Origin of the sequence: Actinocrinis sp. (assembly GCF_035605935.1) — a bacterium.
Lineage (GTDB): Bacteria > Actinomycetota > Actinomycetes > Streptomycetales > Catenulisporaceae > Actinocrinis.
Window position 1 is genome coordinate 35,498 of record NZ_DATNGK010000062.1, and the last position, 15,195, is coordinate 50,692.

Here is a 15,195-nt window from a genome sequence, read left to right on the forward strand (position 1 = left end):
ATCACCGTCTCGCGCCCACAGCTCGGACGGGGCGGATCTATCTCGCGGCGTCGGCTCCGCGCCCGTGCTCTACCTCGCCGTCCTCATCTTCAGCGTCGTCCTCATCTTCGCCGTCTTCGCCGTCATCCTCGTCCTCGGCATCACGCAGCACAGAGCCGGTCTCGGCGTCGGCTTCCTCGTCCTCGTCGTCGAGTTCCTCTTCATCGACCAGGTCCACCCGATAGAGCAGCTTCTGCAGATCCACCTCGGAGAACGGATCGTCGTCCCAGCCGCCAACCGCCTCGGGATCCGTGGCGACGACCCAGGTCGTTGCCTCGATCGCCTCGAGGCCGATCTCCTCGGCCCGGTACGAGATCTCGTCCGCGTCGAACGCGTCGAACAGTTCAGCGACCGCGGCGCGGCTGTCGCCGAGCTCCGGGTCGAAGTCCTCCGAGACGTTGCTGGCCGCCGCGGCCAGCGCGTCGGCGTCGGTGATCAGGAAGTCGCGCCGGGTGAACACCGAGAACGCCTCGACCTGTTCAGGACCGGCGTAGACCGCGTCCGACTCGGGTGGCACCACGTCGAACGGGGTGACCTCGTCGTGCACCGTGTAAAGCAGCTCGTCGTACTCTTCGGCCGCGGAAGCCAGGGCGTCGAAGGCCTCCAGCACGGAGGGGTCGAGCTCGTCGGTCCGCGCCTCCACCGCCGCCAGGTGCCGGTCGATTGCGATCTTGAGCGCTTCGGCCGCCGCGCGCACCTGCGCGGCCGTGGGCTGAGTGCCGTTCAGCGAGGGCGGTGCGGACGGCGTCGTCTCGGACATGGTGACGACGGTATCGGAGTCGGGGCCTGGTTGGCACGTGCGTTCCGCCCCGGCTCGCGGCGTTGCGCCGAATGTGCCGGGTAGGTCCGTTCTCGCGGGCCGCACCCCGAGTCCGCCGTTGCCGATTCGGGCGATTACGCTGCTTTCAGCGTCCCGTTCCGCCGGTCCAGTCCCGTGAGGTGTCCCGATGGCAGTCGACAAGCCCGCAAAGCGCTCGCCGCTCGTCAACGCCTACGTGGCTTTCGCCTGGGCTACCGGCGTGATGATGGTGGTCCTGGTGTTCATCGGGATGCCGCTGAAGTACTGGGCGCACTCCGGCGAGGTCGACAAGATCGTCGGCATGGTCCACGGGATGGGCCTGTACCCGATCTACGTCATCCTGTGCATCGCGACCGCGTTCGTCTACCGGCTTTCGATTCCGCACATGGCGCTGATGGCGCTGGCGGGGCTGATTCCGGGCCTCTCGCCCTACGTGGCGGGCCGCACGCTGAAGCACATCGACGCGCGCCAGGCCGCGCGGATTCCGGGGCAGGCTCAGCCGGCTGACTCGCCGATCTCGCGCTGAGCGGCGGCCGCGGTAGACCGGACGTCCTCCTGCTCGGGCGCGCCGGAGCCTCGCTCCAGGCCCGGCATCGGCCGTGACTCCGCCTCCTCCTCGGCGAGCGCGGCAGAGGCACGCAGCTCGCGGCGCCAGTGCAGCAGGTACCAGCCGACGGTGACGATCGCGAACAGGCACCACTGGAACGCGTAGCCGATGTTCAGCAGATCCCAGCTCGTGCCGTGCGGGGGTAGCGGGGCCGGGATCGCTACCAGCCCGCCGGAAAGAGACCCAGCGTCCGTAGCGGACACATAGCCGTCGGGCAGGTGGTAGGGCCACAGATTCACTAGCTGCGCCGCGGAAATGACGCTGACCTCGTGCGGTCCGGACACGGCGCCGGGCGCCTGCGTCTGCACGATGCCGTTTTGATTGACCGATCCGGTCGCGGATTCCGATGCGGCGGCCCAACCGGTGACGGTGACCTGGCCGGCCGGCGGAGCGGGCATGCTTGGCTGCGCGGTCCCGTCGGCGGGCAGCCAACCTCGGTTGACCGCGATGGCCTTTCCCGACCCGGTGACCAGTGGCGCGATCAGGTAGTAGCCAGTGTGACCGTTGAACGCGCGTCCGGGCACGAGAAGCTGGCGCGTCGCGTCGTACCTGCCTTGGGCCGTAACAGCCTGGCCCACCTTCGTGCCGTCCATGCCCTCCGCGGTGATCAGGGACGCGGCGGGCACCGGCGTGCGCCATGAGGCTAGCTGTTGCTGCGTGAGCGGGGCGACCTTGTGCCCGGCGTGCCATTGCCAGCGACCGAGCAGCAGGAATGCGACGACCAGCACGACGATGCCGACATGCGCGGCGATCCATCGCGGCGAGCGCAGATCGTCGGTGGTGAGGTGACGCTGAACCGCTGCGGGCTCGGAGACGGACGCGGACTCTGACTCGGACACGTCTGCCAGTATCCGTCGGGAAATCCGCGGCGTGTGAACCGGGGTCAGGTGACGGCTCGCTCAAGACAGCGGCCCAGCGTCTCGCCGGGCGACCGGCTCGAAATCTGCTCTAGCCGAAACGCCGAGCCAGACCCGGCCGATCCACGTCGGCGGCGATCACGGTCCACCCCTTCGCCGAGGGCTCGTCCAGCCGCAGGTCGAAGGCGAAGGTGACCGGCCGCCGCTTGTGCGCGTCACCGTCGAGGACCTGTTCGGTTCGGCGGTCGACCTCGTAGTAGATGCCCTCTGCTTCGACTGCGACATGGAAGACGATCGGGTCGCGTGAGACCAGCGAGCGCACTTCGATCGACGCGATGGCGGCGTCACGCATGACGGTTCGGTTGACGGTGCGCACGGATGTGAAGTCGAGGCTGCCGTCGTTCATGGCCCACTGCTCGAGGAACTGCTCGATCGCGACCTCGAGGACCGGCTTGTCGAACCGGGCGTCCAGGGCGCTCAAGTCACGGGCGGCGGCATCCGCATCGGTGCTCCACGAGATGGTGGTCAGCGAAAGGATGTCGTCGAGACCCTTGGCCGAGGTCTGCTCGGCCACGTCGAGCACGGCGTCTCGCGCGATCGCCTTCTGGTCCCAGCCATCCGTCTCGATGGAGTCGGTCAGGTGATGCGCGCCCTCGGCTGCCTGCTCAACGGACGCCACGATCCACGTTCCGGAGCCGTTCTTGCGGAGCGTCCAATACTCGACCGGGCGCGTCGAGCCGTCCGCGCGCACGGCGTGCGTGCGACCGTTGCGGCGTACGTAGTCGTTGAGCGTCGCGGTGATCCGGAAAGTGACGGTGTCGTTCGTCTCGCCTGCGCGGTTCGCGATGTCGATCAGCTCGACGGTCGGACCGGAGACGATCTCCACGACGTTGACCTCGCCACGCGACGCGTAGTCGTGCAGTTCGTCGGTCCACTTGCCGTAGAGCACCGGGGAAAGGATCTGCTTGAGGGTGGCGTGATCGCGGTCGGTCCAGGCCTTTTGGGCGGTCACGTACAGCGAGGCGGCGCGCTGCTTGAGCGCCTCCACATCGAAGCTCGCATCAGTGTCGGCGAGCGCGTTGACCTGCGCCTCGACCTGGGCAGCGCGCTCGCGCGCCTTCGCGTCCGAGCGGTGGGCCGTGCGGTCTGACACCGTGTTCATGCCGCGCCCGTTGCGCGCCTTCCGGAACCGGGAGTAGATCCACAAGCCCAGCACGAGCAGCACCACGAGCACCAACAAGCCGTCGGCGCCACCACCGCCGAACCCGCCGATGAAGCCCGGTCCGTGGAAGCCACCGCCGCCACCACCGAATCCACCACCGCCGCCTCCGCCACCACCGCCGCTGAATCCGTGACTACCGCCCCCACCGCGGGCATAGGCCGCTGTCGGGCTCATCAGCGCAGCGACTGTTGCAAGCACCAGCATCCGCCGAACGGCACGCACGGCGACCTCCTCGAGAATTACAAACACCCCCTACCAGAGTAGGGGGTCACGGACGTTCAGTGGCGCGTGCCGCCGGGCGGTTGTTGGGGCGCGACTTCGACGATGACCCTAGACTGGCGACCGTCCGGAACAACCAGACGCGCCGCAGGCGCACTGAGGCGGAGGAGACGCCATGGCAAAGGGCGGCAACAAGAAGCGGGCTCGCAAGAAGAAGAAGGCAAACCACGGCAAGCGTCCCAACTCCTGACCGTACACGGGTGACGCCGCGCTCCTGGAACATGCGGGAGCCGCGGCCCTTCTCAGCTGCTTGAGCAGCTGCCGTGAGACGCGGTGCAGCAGCGCCGCAACAGGGCTCGCTCCGCTTGCGGCGAACCACACCCGCTACGGGCCGAGCCGGCGTTGCAGCACCGCGAGTCTGTCGCAGTGGCAGCGTTCTTCTGTGTGGGCGAACTGTGCGGGGTCCCGTGAGACGCCGGGACGGAGTGGACATAGGACTGACCTATGCGGGTCGTGCGCGCTAAGAGAGCAGCATCTTGCCGAGGCGGCGCGACGAGACCGCGAGGCCGACGGCGCCGACGATCGCCAAGTACGCCGCACGGCCGAACAGCGCCGGCCCCACCGAGCCGAGCATCAGCCCTCTGACGATCTCGATGCCCTGGTAAAGCGGCGTGCACTCGACGAAGATCTGCAGCCCGCGCGGGTAGATGCCCAGTGGGAAGAAGGTCGTGGAGAACAGGAACATCGGCATCATCGCCAGGGTGACCCACTCGAAATCCTGCCAGGACCTCATGAAGGTCGTGCAGGCCATGCCGAGGCCGGCGAACGAGAAGCCGATGAGCACGGCGGCGGGCAGGGCGAGCAGAGCCCACCAGGAATGCGTCGCGCCGAACCCGGCCGTCACGGCGAGGAAGGTGGTCGCGTAGAGCGCGCCGCGCAGGAGCGCCCAGGTGATCTCGCCGAGCGCGATGTCGCCGACGCCGAGCGGAGTGGCCAGGATCGCTTCGTAGTTCCTGCCGTACTTGATCTTGAAGAAGATGTTGAAGGTCGAGTCGAACACCGCGCCCTGCATGGCGGCGGTGGCCAGGAGCGCCGGAGCGACGAATTCCACGTAGGTGACCGGCCGGCCGCCGGGCCCGGTGACGTTCGGGATCAGCTTGCCCAGGCCCACTCCGATCGAGAGCAGGTAGAAGACCGGCTCGAACACACCGGAGAGCAGGATCAGCCACATGCGGCGGTAAGCCAGCATGTTGCGCTCGATGAGGTGCAACGAGCGCTTGGTCCCGAATCCGAACGAGATCGGGATGGCGCGTGGCGCGAAGGTGGCGGCAGCCATCGGTGCGCTTCTCCCCTTTCAGCGGTACAGCCGTCGGCGATAGGTGATTCGGGCGACCGCGTAGCCGCCGAGGGCGAAAGCCAGCAGGTATGCGACGTGCACCAGCGATCCGGCCCAGGTGGCGGTGCCGAGCGTGAGCGAGCGGCACAGCTCGACGCCGTGCCACAGCGGGGTGGCGTAGGCGATCGGGTGCGCCCAACCCGGCAGTTGCTGCCACGGGAAGAACGTTCCGGAGAACAGGAACAGCGGGGTCATGACGAAGCGGAACAGCGTGTTGAGCGGCTGGTCGCTGTCCAGGGTGATGACGTAGGACATGATCGGCAGCATGAACGCCGCGCCGGTCAGCACCGAGGCGGGCCAGGCGAGGATGCCGAGCGGGGAGTGCAGCGTGCCGAAGCCGGCCATGAAGGCGAAGAAGATTCCGGTGACGCCGGAGATCCAGACCAGCGAGAGCGCGGCGTGTCCGGTCACGACGTCCTCCGGGCGTTGCGGTGTGTTCACCGCGGCCCAGTAGTTGCCGAACCACTTCACGCTGCCGAGCACCGAGTAGGTGCTCAGGCCGAAAGCGTTCTGCATCCCGTTTGCCGCCAGCACGCCGGGCGCGACGAAGTCGAGGTACCGTACGCCGCCCGGCAGGCCGCTGCCCCGGTCCACGAGCGTGCCCAAACCGATGCCCATCGCGGTCAGATAGAGAGCTGGGCCGAGGATCGCGGACAGCAGGCCGCCGCGCCAGGTCCGGCGGGTGTAGGTCACCCAGTAGCGGAACTGGCGGTAGCTGAGCCGCAGCGCGCCCGGAATAGGCGCGTCGATGGAGTGCGCCGCAGGAACCGCTGCATTCGGGGAGTCGATCGCGGTCATGATCGTGCGCCCGTCCTTCTAGTCGACCAGGGTTCGGCCGGTGAGGGTCAGGAAGACGTCTTCGAGCGTGGAGCGGCGTACCAGGGCGGTGATCGGTTCGAGCCCTCGTCCGCGCACCGCCTGAAGCGCTGCGTCGCCGTCGTCGGCGTAAAGCAAGAGGCGATCAGGTAGCACCTCGACGCGTTCAGCGATGCCGGCGGCTTTCTCAGCTGCCTGTTCCTGTTCGTCGAGTGGGAAGCGCAGCTCCAGCACCTCACGGGTCGAGTAGCTCTCGATCAGCTCGTGCGGCGCGCCCTCGGCGGCGATACGGCCCTTGTCCATGACCACCAGCCGGTCGCACAACTGCTCGGCCTCGTCCATGTAGTGCGTGGTGAGGATGAGCGTGGTGCCCTGCTGCTTGAGCCGGTAGAGCCGGTCCCAGACCACGTGCCGCGCCTGCGGGTCGAGTCCAGTGGTCGGCTCGTCGAGGATCAGGATCTCCGGCTCGTTGATCAGCGAGCGGGCGATGGTCAGCCGCCGCTTCATGCCGCCGGAGAGGGGTTCGACCTTGTCCCCGGCGCGGTCGGACAGCTGCACGAACTCCAGCAGCCGCTCGGTGCGCTCCCGGATCACCGGGCGCGGCAGCCCGAAGTAGCGGCCGTAGACATGCAAGTTGTCACGGACCAGCATCTCCGTGTCGAGGGTGTCTTCCTGCGGCACGACGCCGAGCCTGGCCCGGATGGCCGGCCCGTCGGCCATCGGATCCAGGCCGAAGATCCGCAGGGAGCCGCCCGTGCTCGGGGAGACGCAGCCGATCATGCGCATGGTCGTGCTCTTGCCCGCCCCGTTGGGCCCGAGGAAACCGAAGACCTCACCGCGGCGCACCTCGAAGTCCACGCCGGCCACCGCGGTGAACGGCGGCGCGCCCTTCTTGGTGAATTGCTTGCTTAGTTCGCGGGCCTCGATCAGGACCTCGCCCGGCACCGCCGGCCGCGGGTTTTGGGGAGGATGGGATCGTCCAGACACCCTATCGACGCTACTGGTACGCACCGACAACATTCGAATGGTTTTCCGCTCGCGGGCGGCGCACTGGAGCAGCCGAGGGAGTCACGGGTAAAGCCTGGCGCTAAGGGGGCGCTGCTAAGTTCGATCCATGGCGAAACTTGGGAACACAGATCTGGACGTCTTCGGGCTGTGCCTCGGCGGCAACGTCTTCGGCTGGTCGGCGGACGAGGACGAGTCGTTCGCGATCCTGGACGCGTACGCGGCGGCCGGCGGCAACTTCATCGACACCGCCGACGTGTATTCGCTGTGGGTGCCGGGGAACTGCGGTGGCGATTCCGAGCGGATCATCGGTCGCTGGCTGAAGGCGCGCGGCAACCGGGACGCGATGGTGATCGCGACGAAGGTGGCCAAGCTGCCGAGTCGGCCGGGACTGTCCGCGGCGAACATCCGCGCCGCCGCCGAAGAGTCATTGCAGCGGCTGGGGACGGACTATATCGACTTGTACTACGCACACCAGGACGACCCGGGCACGCCGATCGAGGAGACTCTCGGTGCGTTCGACGCCCTCGTACGTGAGGGCAAGGTGCGTTACATCGCCGCATCGAACTTCACCGCGCCGCGCCTTACCGAATCGCTCGCCGTTTCCGACCGCGAGGGCTTAGCGCGGTACTGCGCGCTCCAGAATCACTACAACCTGCTGGAGCGCGCCGAGTACGAGCGCGACTTGGCGCCGGTGCTGGAGCGCGAAGGCGTGCCCGGCGTGCCGTTCTACGGGCTGGCGCGTGGGTTCCTGGCCGGCAAGTACCGGCCCGGCGTGGAGGTCGACTCCGTGCGCGCGGGCGGTGTCGCGCCGTACCGCAACGAGCGTGGGTACCGCGTGTTGGGCGTGCTGGATCATGTGGCGGCGGCGCATAACACGACGGTCGCGGCGGTCGCGCTGGCTTGGCTTGCCGCTCAGCCGACGGTTGCCGCGCCGATCGCGTCTGCGCGAACGCCACAGCAGCTACTGGAACTGGTGCCGTTCACTGACCTGAAGCTGTCCAGCGACGAACTGTCCGCACTCAACGCCGCGTCACAAAACACTGCGTCGGTCTAAGCCTCCGAAGGCTCCTCTGGCGCGACCAGCCGCTGGATCATCTCCAGCATGGTGCAGACTTGCCGGTTCATCGCATCGTGCTGCTCGGCGAGCGCGCTGAAGTTGACGGTGAGGGTTTGCAGCAGCTCGTGCGACGCGACATCGGCTTCGTAGTCGTGTTGCGCGAGCTCGCTGGAGATCTGGTCGCTGCGCTTGGCGGCGATCAGCAGAATGGCGCCCTGCAGCGCGGCGACACAGGAGAGCACGAGGTTCAGCAGGATGAACGGGTACGGGTCGAACGCGCGGTGATGTGCGTGCGCGATCAGGCCATTGATTCCCATCCACAGCGCCAGGAACACGAGGGCGGCGAACACGAACGCCCACGAGCCCATGCCGTTGCGCATCTTGTCGGCGGCGCGTTCGCCAAGGCTGAGCTGGTCGCCGGTGCGCACATCCGGGTTCCATTTCCAGCCGCGCTTGATGACGCGGGCCGCGCCCTTGGCCGAGGCGGATATGCGCAGGCGGGCCTGGCCGCCGATGGAACTCGTACCCCCTGGTGAATTCATGGCCGAAAGTGTGGCACGTCCGGTGCCCGCCTCGAGGTCGGGGCACCGGACGTGAAGGCTCCGAAGCGAAACCCGTTACGCGACCGACTATTCGCGCCCGGCGCGCGAGCCGAAGCCGGCAGCGGGGGCGCCGCCGTCGCGCAGCGCGTCACGGATCTGGGCGAGCAGTTCGAGCTCGGTCTCCGCGGGCGGGGGTACGTCCGGGATGCCCTGGCGGCGCTTGCGCATCTTCTCCAGGTGGTTGAGCGGCATCACGATGAAGAAGTACACGCCGATCGCGATGAGCAGGAACTGGATGATCGCGGTGATGAACGATCCGTAAAGGATCTTCGAGTTGTGCACCGTCAAGACCAGCTTGTTGTAGTCAGGCTTGCCGAAGATCGCGGTGATCAACGGCATGATGATGTCGGCCACCAACGCGTTGACGATCGCGCTGAAAGCAACGCCCATGACAACGGCGACCGCCAGTTCGACGACGTTTCCGCGCAGGATGAAATCCTTGAAGCCTTTGATCATGGTGGGTTCCCTTCGGCACGGGCGCGGGCGCGCCCTCGTGTCTGTACAACAACCAGAGAAACGACCGCCCGCGCAAGGGGTCACCGGGCCCGGTGCTGAACCGAGACGGTCGGCGTTGTACCGTCGTTCGGTGCGCTCGTACCGCTTTGTCTTCACGCCGAAGTGGCTGGCTTTCCATGCACTGACCTGGTTCGTGCTGATCCCGGCCTTCATCGGGCTGGGCCAGTGGCAGCGCGACCTGTGGAAAGACCATGCCCGCTCGCAGGGCGTGGTGCTCGGCGCGCTGGCCGCCGCGCCGGTGCCGCTGGACTCGGTCAACCCGACCGGTCACACGGTCACGCGCGATCAGCAGTGGAAGATGGTCTCCGCGACCGGCCGCTATGACACGGCGCACCAGTTCATGGTCCGCAACCGCTCGCAAAACGAGCAGCCGGGCTGGTTCGTGGTGACGCCGCTGGTGCTCGCCGACGGCACGGCGGTCCTGGTCAATCAGGGCTGGGTACCTGAATCGAACACGAGCATGTCCAACGCGGCGCCCGCGTTCCCGCCGGTGCCGTCCGGGACGGTCACGGTGTCCGGTTCGCTTCAGCCGGATGAGACGACGGCGGACTCTCGGATCAAGGACGACACGGCGCAGCTTCCGGCCGGCGAGATCGCGCTGATCACCCGGAGCGACCTGGCCGCGCGAGTGCCGAATCCGCTGCATGACGGCTCGATCAGGCTGATGTCGAGCACTCCGGCGAACACGGCGGCCGCGGCCGCGCAGCCGGTGCCGAACCCCACCTACGACAACTCCATGTACATCGCCTACATGGTGCAGTGGTGGGTCTTCGCCGCGGTGATGCCGGTGACCTGGTTCCTGCTGCTGCGGCGGGAGGCGAACGATCGGCGGATCGCGGCGCAGGAGGCCGCGGCGGGCTCGCCGGACCCGACTGATAAGCCTGGCGCTGAACCGGCCGCATCGGAGTCAGCTGGCGTACTAGCGTCAGCTGGCGTCGGGGAGGCGGTCGTCGCCGGAGTAGCCGCCGACCCGGAGGCGGTCGAGCAGGGCCGCGAACCGGTCGCTGGGGAAGAGCTGGAGGGTCTCCCCCACGCTGTCGGAGGGTAGGCGGCTGAGCTTTCCGCCCTGCCACCAGTACAGCTGGTCGGAGATCGGTCCGGGACAGGTCTCGAACTGTCTTGCGGCGAAGCGCAGCATCGTTCCGGCGGCGGCGACCACGGCCGCCGATTCGATCGGGTGCACGGCGATCAGGTGCCGGTGCGGCAGCACAACCAGCGCGCCGTTGGCCTCGACGTAGCCGGGCAGGCCGGCCAGGTGCTCGGCGAGCCACAGCACGTGCGTCGCGGCGTAGTGGCTGGGGCTGAACAGCGCGACCAGTTCGGTGCCGTCGAGCGTGAAGCGCTCGACTTCCATCCTGGTGTCGCGCCGCACGTTGGCTCTGGCGGCATCGAACACGACGTGCTCGGCCACGCCCCAGCCGAGGGCCTCGCCGACCGACACCAGTTCGCCGCCGATCGCGGCGCCGTTTTGAGCGGTTCCCGGCCAACCGGGCGGGGCCTCGGTGACGATCGCTTCGAGCAAGCCATCGGCCACGATGCGCCGCAGGGCGCCGTCGAGGGTGGCGTCGGCGGAATCGGCCGGCAGGATCCGGGCCCGCAGCGGTTCCCGGATGCGGCGCCAGAGTGAGTCGTCCGCGGCCCGGGCCCCGTCGGCCGCGGCGTCTCGCAGGGTGCTGACGTACTGTTCGATCAGCTCGGGCCAGTCGGCCTTCGGTTTCTCGCGCATCCGCTCGCGCACCGGGGCGAGGTCGATCGCGGTGCCCGGCCACGGCCGGTCGGTGCGCCCGATCTCGAGCCGGTCGCGCGCGATCACCCGCCACCGCAGGCCCCGGCCGCGCAGCTCGACTTCGAGCAGGCCGAGCAACGCCGTGGCCACCTCGTCGCCGAGCGGCCACAGCGGATCCGCGAGCGGATCTGGATCGGCCTCTGAGCCTTCGTCAGATGCGGGCACGGGACGCAGTGTAACCGTCACTGTGCGCGCTCCCGCCGCGGTTTCTGTCACACGGCAACAGTTGGCCACGCGGCATGCGCGGAACCCGTTACCCACCGCCGGATTGCCCGTTGTACTGGTTGTGTCAGAGTCGTCTGCTGTTCCCAGCTTTTCGCCTGTCCGCCCGACCGAGCCGCCGCCCGCGCCGCAGTTGCGGCCGCGGGCTCCGCGCGGCCCGGCGGGACTGGGCCCGCTGAGCCCGAGCGGGATCGGCGCGCCGATGCTCGGTTCCGGCCTGCCGGGTGTGCCGCGGCCGCGCCGGGTCGGGCCGCCGCGGACCGACCCGGTCATCACGGACACGGTGTGGGAGCGGATCGAGCCGCTGATCCCGCAACGCACGCGCCGCCGCCGCTACCCAGGGCGCAAGCCGCTGGACGATCGCGCCGTGCTGACCGGGATCCTGGTCGTGCTGGCGCGCGGGATCGGATTCGAGCGGCTGCCTAACGAACTGGGCTTCGGTTCGGGCATGACGTGCTGGCGGCGGCTGCGCGACTGGCAGCAGGCCGGGGCGTGGAACGCGATCGCCGCGGAACTGGCGCGCGGGCTGCCGGACGGTGACCGGATCGACTTCGAGCGGGTCGCCGCTACCGCCGCCGATGCCGAGTCCGCGTCCCCGGTGACCCGGCGGCCGATCGCGGCGAAGGCGAAGCACCCCTCCCCCGTGGCCGCCGAGTTCGGTATGACGCTGCTGCGCTGACCCACCCAACCGTCGCGGTGTCAGTCTTTCCAGATCAGCCAATCGGCTGCGCCGCGGATTCCTGGTGGGCGAACTGGGTGCGATAGAGATCGGCGTATAGGCCGTCGGCGGCGAGCAACTGGGCGTGCGTGCCGTGCTCGACGATTCTGCCGCCGTCGACCACGAGGATCTGGTCGGCGTCGCGGACGGTGGAGAGCCGGTGCGCGATCACGAGCGAGGTCCGTCCGCGCAGGGCGCTGGCGAGGGCGTGCTGGACCGCGGCCTCCGACTCCGAGTCCAAGTGCGCGGTCGCCTCGTCGAGGACCACCACGTCAGGCGCCTTGAGCAACAGCCGGGCGATGGCGATGCGCTGCTTCTCGCCGCCGGAGAGCCGGTAGCCGCGGTCGCCGACGACCGTGTCGAGTTCGTCGGGCAGCGAGGCGACCAGGTCCCAGATCTGCGCGTCCTTGAGTGCCTGCACCAGCTCGGCCTCACTCGCGTCCGGGCGGGCGTAGAGCAGGTTGTTGCGGATCGTGTCGTGGTACATGTGCGCGTCCTGAGTCACCACCCCGATGCGCTCTCGCAGGGAGCTCAGTTGCGCGTCGCGCACGTCGAGCCCGCCGACGCGCACGCTGCCGCCGGTCACGTCGTAAAGCCTCGCGGCGAGCGCGGTGATCGTCGTCTTGCCCGCGCCGGACGGTCCGACCAGCGCGGTCATGGTGCCCGGCTCGGCGCGGAAGCTCAGGTCGTGCAGGACCTGCGCGGAGGGCGCCTGGTCGAGTACGGCCACTGATTCGAGCGAGGCGAGGGAGACCTCCGACGCGCTCGGATACCGGAAGGCGACGTGTTCGAACTCGATGACCGGCGTTCCCGGCGGAACCGGCGCGGCCTCGGCGCGCTCGGTGACCATCGGCGGCAGGTCGAGCAGTTCGAAGACTCGGTCGAAGGAGACCAGCGCCGTCATGACGTCGACACGCACGTTGGCCAGCGCGGTGAGCGGGCCGTAGAGCCGGCCGAGCAGCCCGACCAGCGCCAGCATGGTGCCGAGGGACAGGTGCCCGCTCACGGCCATCCGCCCGCCGATCAGGTACACCATCGCGGTGGCGAGCGCGGCGACTAGCGTCAGCGAGGTCATGAATCCGCTGCTTGAGACCGCGACCCGCACGCCGATGCCGCGCACCCGGTCGACCTTGGCCGCGTAAAGGCCGTCGTCCTCCTCGGGGCGGCCGAACAGCTTGGCGAGCAGCGCGCCGGAGACGTTGAACCGCTCGGTCATCATCGTGGACATGTCCGCGTTCAGCTGCATCTGTTCGCGGGTCATCTGCTGGAGCCTGCGGCCCATCCACTTGGCCGGCAGGACGAAGATCGGCAGCAGGATCAGCGCGAGCAGGGTGATCTGCCAGGACAGCACGAACATCGTGATCCCGGTCAGCAGCAGCGAGACCACGTTGGACACGACGCTGGAGAGCGTCGAAGTGAACGCGCGCTGCGCACCGAGGACGTCGCTGTTGAGCCGCGAGACGAGCGCGCCGGTCTGGGTGCGGGTGAAGAAGGCGATCGGCATGCGCTGCACGTGCGCGAAGACCTTGGTGCGCAGCAGCGCGATCAGGCCCTCGCCGATGCGCGCCGACAGGTAGCGCGAGACGAGGCCGACCGCGGCGTCGAGCAGCGCGATACCGGCCACGACCAGGGCCAGGACCACGACCAGGCCGCCGTTGTGCTTGAGGATGCCGTTGTCGACGATGCGCTGGGAGAGTAGCGGCGGCAGCACGCCGAGGACCGCGTCGATGACCGTGAGGATCAGGAATCCGGTGATGACGCGCCCGAACGGCCGGGCCAGGGCGCCGATGCGGCGAAGCGTGCCGGGTTTCAGCTTCTGGATCGACGACCCGTCTCGCATGTATGAGCCCATGGTCTGCCAGCCCGAGATGCCTGAGCCCATACCCATGCCACGCACTGCCCGCCGCCCGTCTTCCGCCGAGCCGGTTCCGACTCGTCTTCGCGCGACTTGAACGTATTACGGATCGGCCGAATTCCGCTGCATCGCTGCCGGACTACTGCGCGGTAGGACGGTGCCTTACGCGGCGCCGCTGCCGATACGCGCGGCCAGCACCCGATCCAGCGCGACGGCAGTGCCGCGGGCGATCGCGCCGACCAGCACCCCGGCCTCGCCGAGAGCGCTCACTTCGACGCGCGGAGGGTACGGGATGCGCTTGGCGAGTTCGGCGCGCACCGGCTCGAGCAGCAGATCGTCGTTCAGGCCGATGCCCCCTGCCAGGACCGCGAGCTCGACGTCGGCGACCGCGCAGATCGGCGCCAGGTACACCGCGATGCGCCGGGCCTCCTCGGCGACCAGCAGCCCGGCCAGCCGGTCGCCGGAGCGGGCGGCCTCGAAGATCTGCTCCGGGGTCACCGGGGGCCGCAGCGCGGTCGGCACGTCGCGGAACTCGGCCCAGTCCGCGGCCAGGCGCACCAAGGCCGGGCCGCACGGGTCGAACGGGTTCGCGTCGACGCCGCCCTCGAAGGCGAAGTCGATCTCGCCGGCCGCGCCGTTGCGGCCGCGGTGCAGCCGGCCGCCGAGGACCAGGGCCGCTCCGGTGCCGGTGCCGACCGAGAGCACCGCGAAGTCGTCCGCCTTCGCGCCGACGCCGCGCCACTGCTCCCCGATCGCCGCGAGGTGGATGTCGTTCTCCAGCAGCACCGCGACGCCGCGGCCGGAGGCGGCCGGTGCGGTGGACTCGAAGGCCTCGGTCAGCGCCGCGGCGAGAGCGAAGCCGTCCAGGCCGGGAATCGTCGTGCCCTGATAGACCCGGCCGGTGGACTGCTCGACGACGCCGGGCGCGGCGATCACCGCCACCTGCTCCGCTTCCGCGGGCACCGCGGCGCGCTGAAGCAGCCTGCGGCGCATCTGCGCGGCCTGCGCGACGACCGCGGCGATGGCGCCGGACCCGATGTCGACCTGCTCGCGGGCCCGTTCCTCGCCGTCCAGGGCGGCGACCACCCCGCGCAGGTAGCGGCCGCCGATGTCCAGTCCGACGACGAACCCGGCCTCGGGCACCGGCTCGAAGAACAGGGCGCCGTAGGTCGGGCCATCACTGCCCGGTGCGGTCTCGCGCACCAGGCCGCTGTCCAGCAGCGCGGCGAGCGCGGCGGAGACGGTCGGCTTCGAGATGCCGACCCGGCGGGAGATCTCGGCGCGGGAGATCGGGTGCTCGGCGCGGATCGTCTCGAACACCGTCCGCTCGTTGAGCGCCTTGAGCATGGGCGCGGTCGCAGCCTGGGAGCGGGACGGTTCGCCGGTCATGGCGACGAATATTACGGGACTGAGACGCGTGTGTGTCGAATCTTCCAGGGGCTAGGCAAATAGTCGCGCCGATACGGCGGCGATTGG

15 protein-coding genes are annotated in these 15,195 nt (G+C 69.0%); 5 read left to right on the plus strand and 10 right to left on the minus strand.

Going from position 1 to position 15,195, the window contains the following annotated elements; genetic code table 11:
• Positions 1 to 37: 37 nt before the first annotated feature.
• Positions 38 to 799, minus strand: a complete 762-nt coding sequence (locus VN779_RS05590) for a hypothetical protein (protein ID WP_325720834.1) — start codon at positions 797 to 799, stop codon at positions 38 to 40.
• Between the two features lie 187 nt (positions 800 to 986).
• Here VN779_RS05590 and VN779_RS05595 point away from each other — a divergent pair, with 187 nt between their 5' ends.
• The gene (locus VN779_RS05595) at positions 987 to 1,364 is read left to right on the plus strand and encodes a DUF3817 domain-containing protein (protein ID WP_325720836.1); all 378 of its coding nucleotides are present in this window, start codon (positions 987 to 989) and stop codon (positions 1,362 to 1,364) included.
• On the opposite strand, the gene VN779_RS05600 is transcribed toward VN779_RS05595, so the two are convergent.
• Together VN779_RS05600 and VN779_RS05605 are read right to left on the minus strand one after the other, a co-directional pair.
• Positions 1,334 to 2,284: an SURF1 family protein gene (locus tag VN779_RS05600; RefSeq protein WP_325720838.1), complete on the minus strand. Its 951-nt coding sequence runs from the start codon at positions 2,282 to 2,284 to the stop codon at positions 1,334 to 1,336. The genes VN779_RS05595 and VN779_RS05600 overlap by 31 nt on opposite strands.
• Before the next feature lie 109 nt (positions 2,285 to 2,393).
• The gene (locus tag VN779_RS05605; protein ID WP_325720840.1) at positions 2,394 to 3,698 is read right to left on the minus strand and encodes a Tim44-like domain-containing protein; all 1,305 of its coding nucleotides are present in this window, start codon (positions 3,696 to 3,698) and stop codon (positions 2,394 to 2,396) included.
• 220 nt (positions 3,699 to 3,918) lie between these two features.
• Between VN779_RS05605 and VN779_RS26635 the strand changes: the two genes are divergently transcribed.
• Positions 3,919 to 3,993, plus strand: coding sequence for a 50S ribosomal protein bL37 (locus tag VN779_RS26635; protein WP_414639585.1), 75 nt, complete (start codon positions 3,919 to 3,921; stop codon positions 3,991 to 3,993).
• A gap of 270 nt (positions 3,994 to 4,263) precedes the next feature.
• Here VN779_RS26635 and VN779_RS05610 read toward each other — a convergent pair whose 3' ends face one another.
• From VN779_RS05610 to VN779_RS05620, 3 genes are read right to left on the minus strand one after another with little or no spacing between them, the layout of a single operon-like run.
• The gene (locus tag VN779_RS05610) at positions 4,264 to 5,079 is read right to left on the minus strand and encodes an ABC transporter permease (RefSeq protein WP_325720843.1); all 816 of its coding nucleotides are present in this window, start codon (positions 5,077 to 5,079) and stop codon (positions 4,264 to 4,266) included.
• 18 nt (positions 5,080 to 5,097) lie between these two features.
• Complete coding sequence (locus tag VN779_RS05615) at positions 5,098 to 5,937, minus strand: ABC transporter permease (protein ID WP_325720844.1); 840 nt, start codon at positions 5,935 to 5,937, stop codon at positions 5,098 to 5,100.
• A gap of 18 nt (positions 5,938 to 5,955) precedes the next feature.
• Positions 5,956 to 6,942, minus strand: a complete 987-nt coding sequence (locus VN779_RS05620) for an ABC transporter ATP-binding protein (protein WP_325720845.1) — start codon at positions 6,940 to 6,942, stop codon at positions 5,956 to 5,958.
• 127 nt (positions 6,943 to 7,069) lie between these two features.
• Here VN779_RS05620 and VN779_RS05625 point away from each other — a divergent pair, with 127 nt between their 5' ends.
• Positions 7,070 to 8,017 carry an aldo/keto reductase gene (locus VN779_RS05625; RefSeq protein ID WP_325720846.1) on the plus strand — a complete coding sequence of 316 codons (948 nt, stop codon included), beginning with the start codon at positions 7,070 to 7,072 and terminating at the stop codon, positions 8,015 to 8,017.
• On the opposite strand, the gene VN779_RS05630 is transcribed toward VN779_RS05625, so the two are convergent.
• A complete protein-coding gene (locus tag VN779_RS05630) occupies positions 8,014 to 8,562 on the minus strand; it encodes a DUF1003 domain-containing protein (RefSeq protein WP_325720847.1) in 549 nt (182 codons plus the stop codon). The genes VN779_RS05625 and VN779_RS05630 overlap by 4 nt on opposite strands.
• A gap of 87 nt (positions 8,563 to 8,649) precedes the next feature.
• Positions 8,650 to 9,078 (minus strand): large conductance mechanosensitive channel protein MscL, encoded by a 429-nt coding sequence (mscL, locus tag VN779_RS05635; protein ID WP_325720848.1) that lies wholly within the window; start codon positions 9,076 to 9,078, stop codon positions 8,650 to 8,652.
• A gap of 130 nt (positions 9,079 to 9,208) precedes the next feature.
• Between mscL and VN779_RS05640 the strand changes: the two genes are divergently transcribed.
• The gene (locus VN779_RS05640; RefSeq protein WP_325720849.1) at positions 9,209 to 10,186 is read left to right on the plus strand and encodes an SURF1 family protein; all 978 of its coding nucleotides are present in this window, start codon (positions 9,209 to 9,211) and stop codon (positions 10,184 to 10,186) included.
• A 1,162-nt stretch (positions 10,187 to 11,348) separates the two neighbouring features.
• Entirely contained in the window at positions 11,349 to 11,825 is a 477-nt protein-coding gene (locus VN779_RS26640; protein WP_325720850.1) for a transposase, read from the plus strand.
• A 34-nt stretch (positions 11,826 to 11,859) separates the two neighbouring features.
• Here VN779_RS26640 and VN779_RS05650 read toward each other — a convergent pair whose 3' ends face one another.
• A complete protein-coding gene (locus VN779_RS05650) occupies positions 11,860 to 13,752 on the minus strand; it encodes an ABC transporter ATP-binding protein (RefSeq protein WP_325720852.1) in 1,893 nt (630 codons plus the stop codon).
• 129 nt (positions 13,753 to 13,881) lie between these two features.
• The gene (locus VN779_RS05655; RefSeq protein ID WP_325720854.1) at positions 13,882 to 15,108 is read right to left on the minus strand and encodes an ROK family transcriptional regulator; all 1,227 of its coding nucleotides are present in this window, start codon (positions 15,106 to 15,108) and stop codon (positions 13,882 to 13,884) included.
• Positions 15,109 to 15,195 lie beyond the last annotated feature (87 nt).

What these genes read in the sequence shown, in the direction of transcription:
- VN779_RS05595 (WP_325720836.1), top strand. Translation starts at nt 987, where the DNA reads ATGGCAGTCGACAAGCCCGCAAAGCGCTCGCCGCTCGTCAACGCCTAC.
- VN779_RS05590 (WP_325720834.1), bottom strand. Translation starts at nt 799, where the DNA reads ATGTCCGAGACGACGCCGTCCGCACCGCCCTCGCTGAACGGCACTCAG.
- VN779_RS05650 (WP_325720852.1), bottom strand. Translation starts at nt 13,752, where the DNA reads ATGGGTATGGGCTCAGGCATCTCGGGCTGGCAGACCATGGGCTCATAC.
- VN779_RS05625 (WP_325720846.1), top strand. Translation starts at nt 7,070, where the DNA reads ATGGCGAAACTTGGGAACACAGATCTGGACGTCTTCGGGCTGTGCCTC.
- mscL (WP_325720848.1), bottom strand. Translation starts at nt 9,078, where the DNA reads ATGATCAAAGGCTTCAAGGATTTCATCCTGCGCGGAAACGTCGTCGAA.
- VN779_RS05655 (WP_325720854.1), bottom strand. Translation starts at nt 15,108, where the DNA reads ATGACCGGCGAACCGTCCCGCTCCCAGGCTGCGACCGCGCCCATGCTC.
- VN779_RS05615 (WP_325720844.1), bottom strand. Translation starts at nt 5,937, where the DNA reads ATGACCGCGATCGACTCCCCGAATGCAGCGGTTCCTGCGGCGCACTCC.
- VN779_RS26640 (WP_325720850.1), top strand. Translation starts at nt 11,349, where the DNA reads ATGCTCGGTTCCGGCCTGCCGGGTGTGCCGCGGCCGCGCCGGGTCGGG.
- VN779_RS05605 (WP_325720840.1), bottom strand. Translation starts at nt 3,698, where the DNA reads ATGAGCCCGACAGCGGCCTATGCCCGCGGTGGGGGCGGTAGTCACGGA.
- VN779_RS05610 (WP_325720843.1), bottom strand. Translation starts at nt 5,079, where the DNA reads ATGGCTGCCGCCACCTTCGCGCCACGCGCCATCCCGATCTCGTTCGGA.
- VN779_RS05630 (WP_325720847.1), bottom strand. Translation starts at nt 8,562, where the DNA reads ATGAATTCACCAGGGGGTACGAGTTCCATCGGCGGCCAGGCCCGCCTG.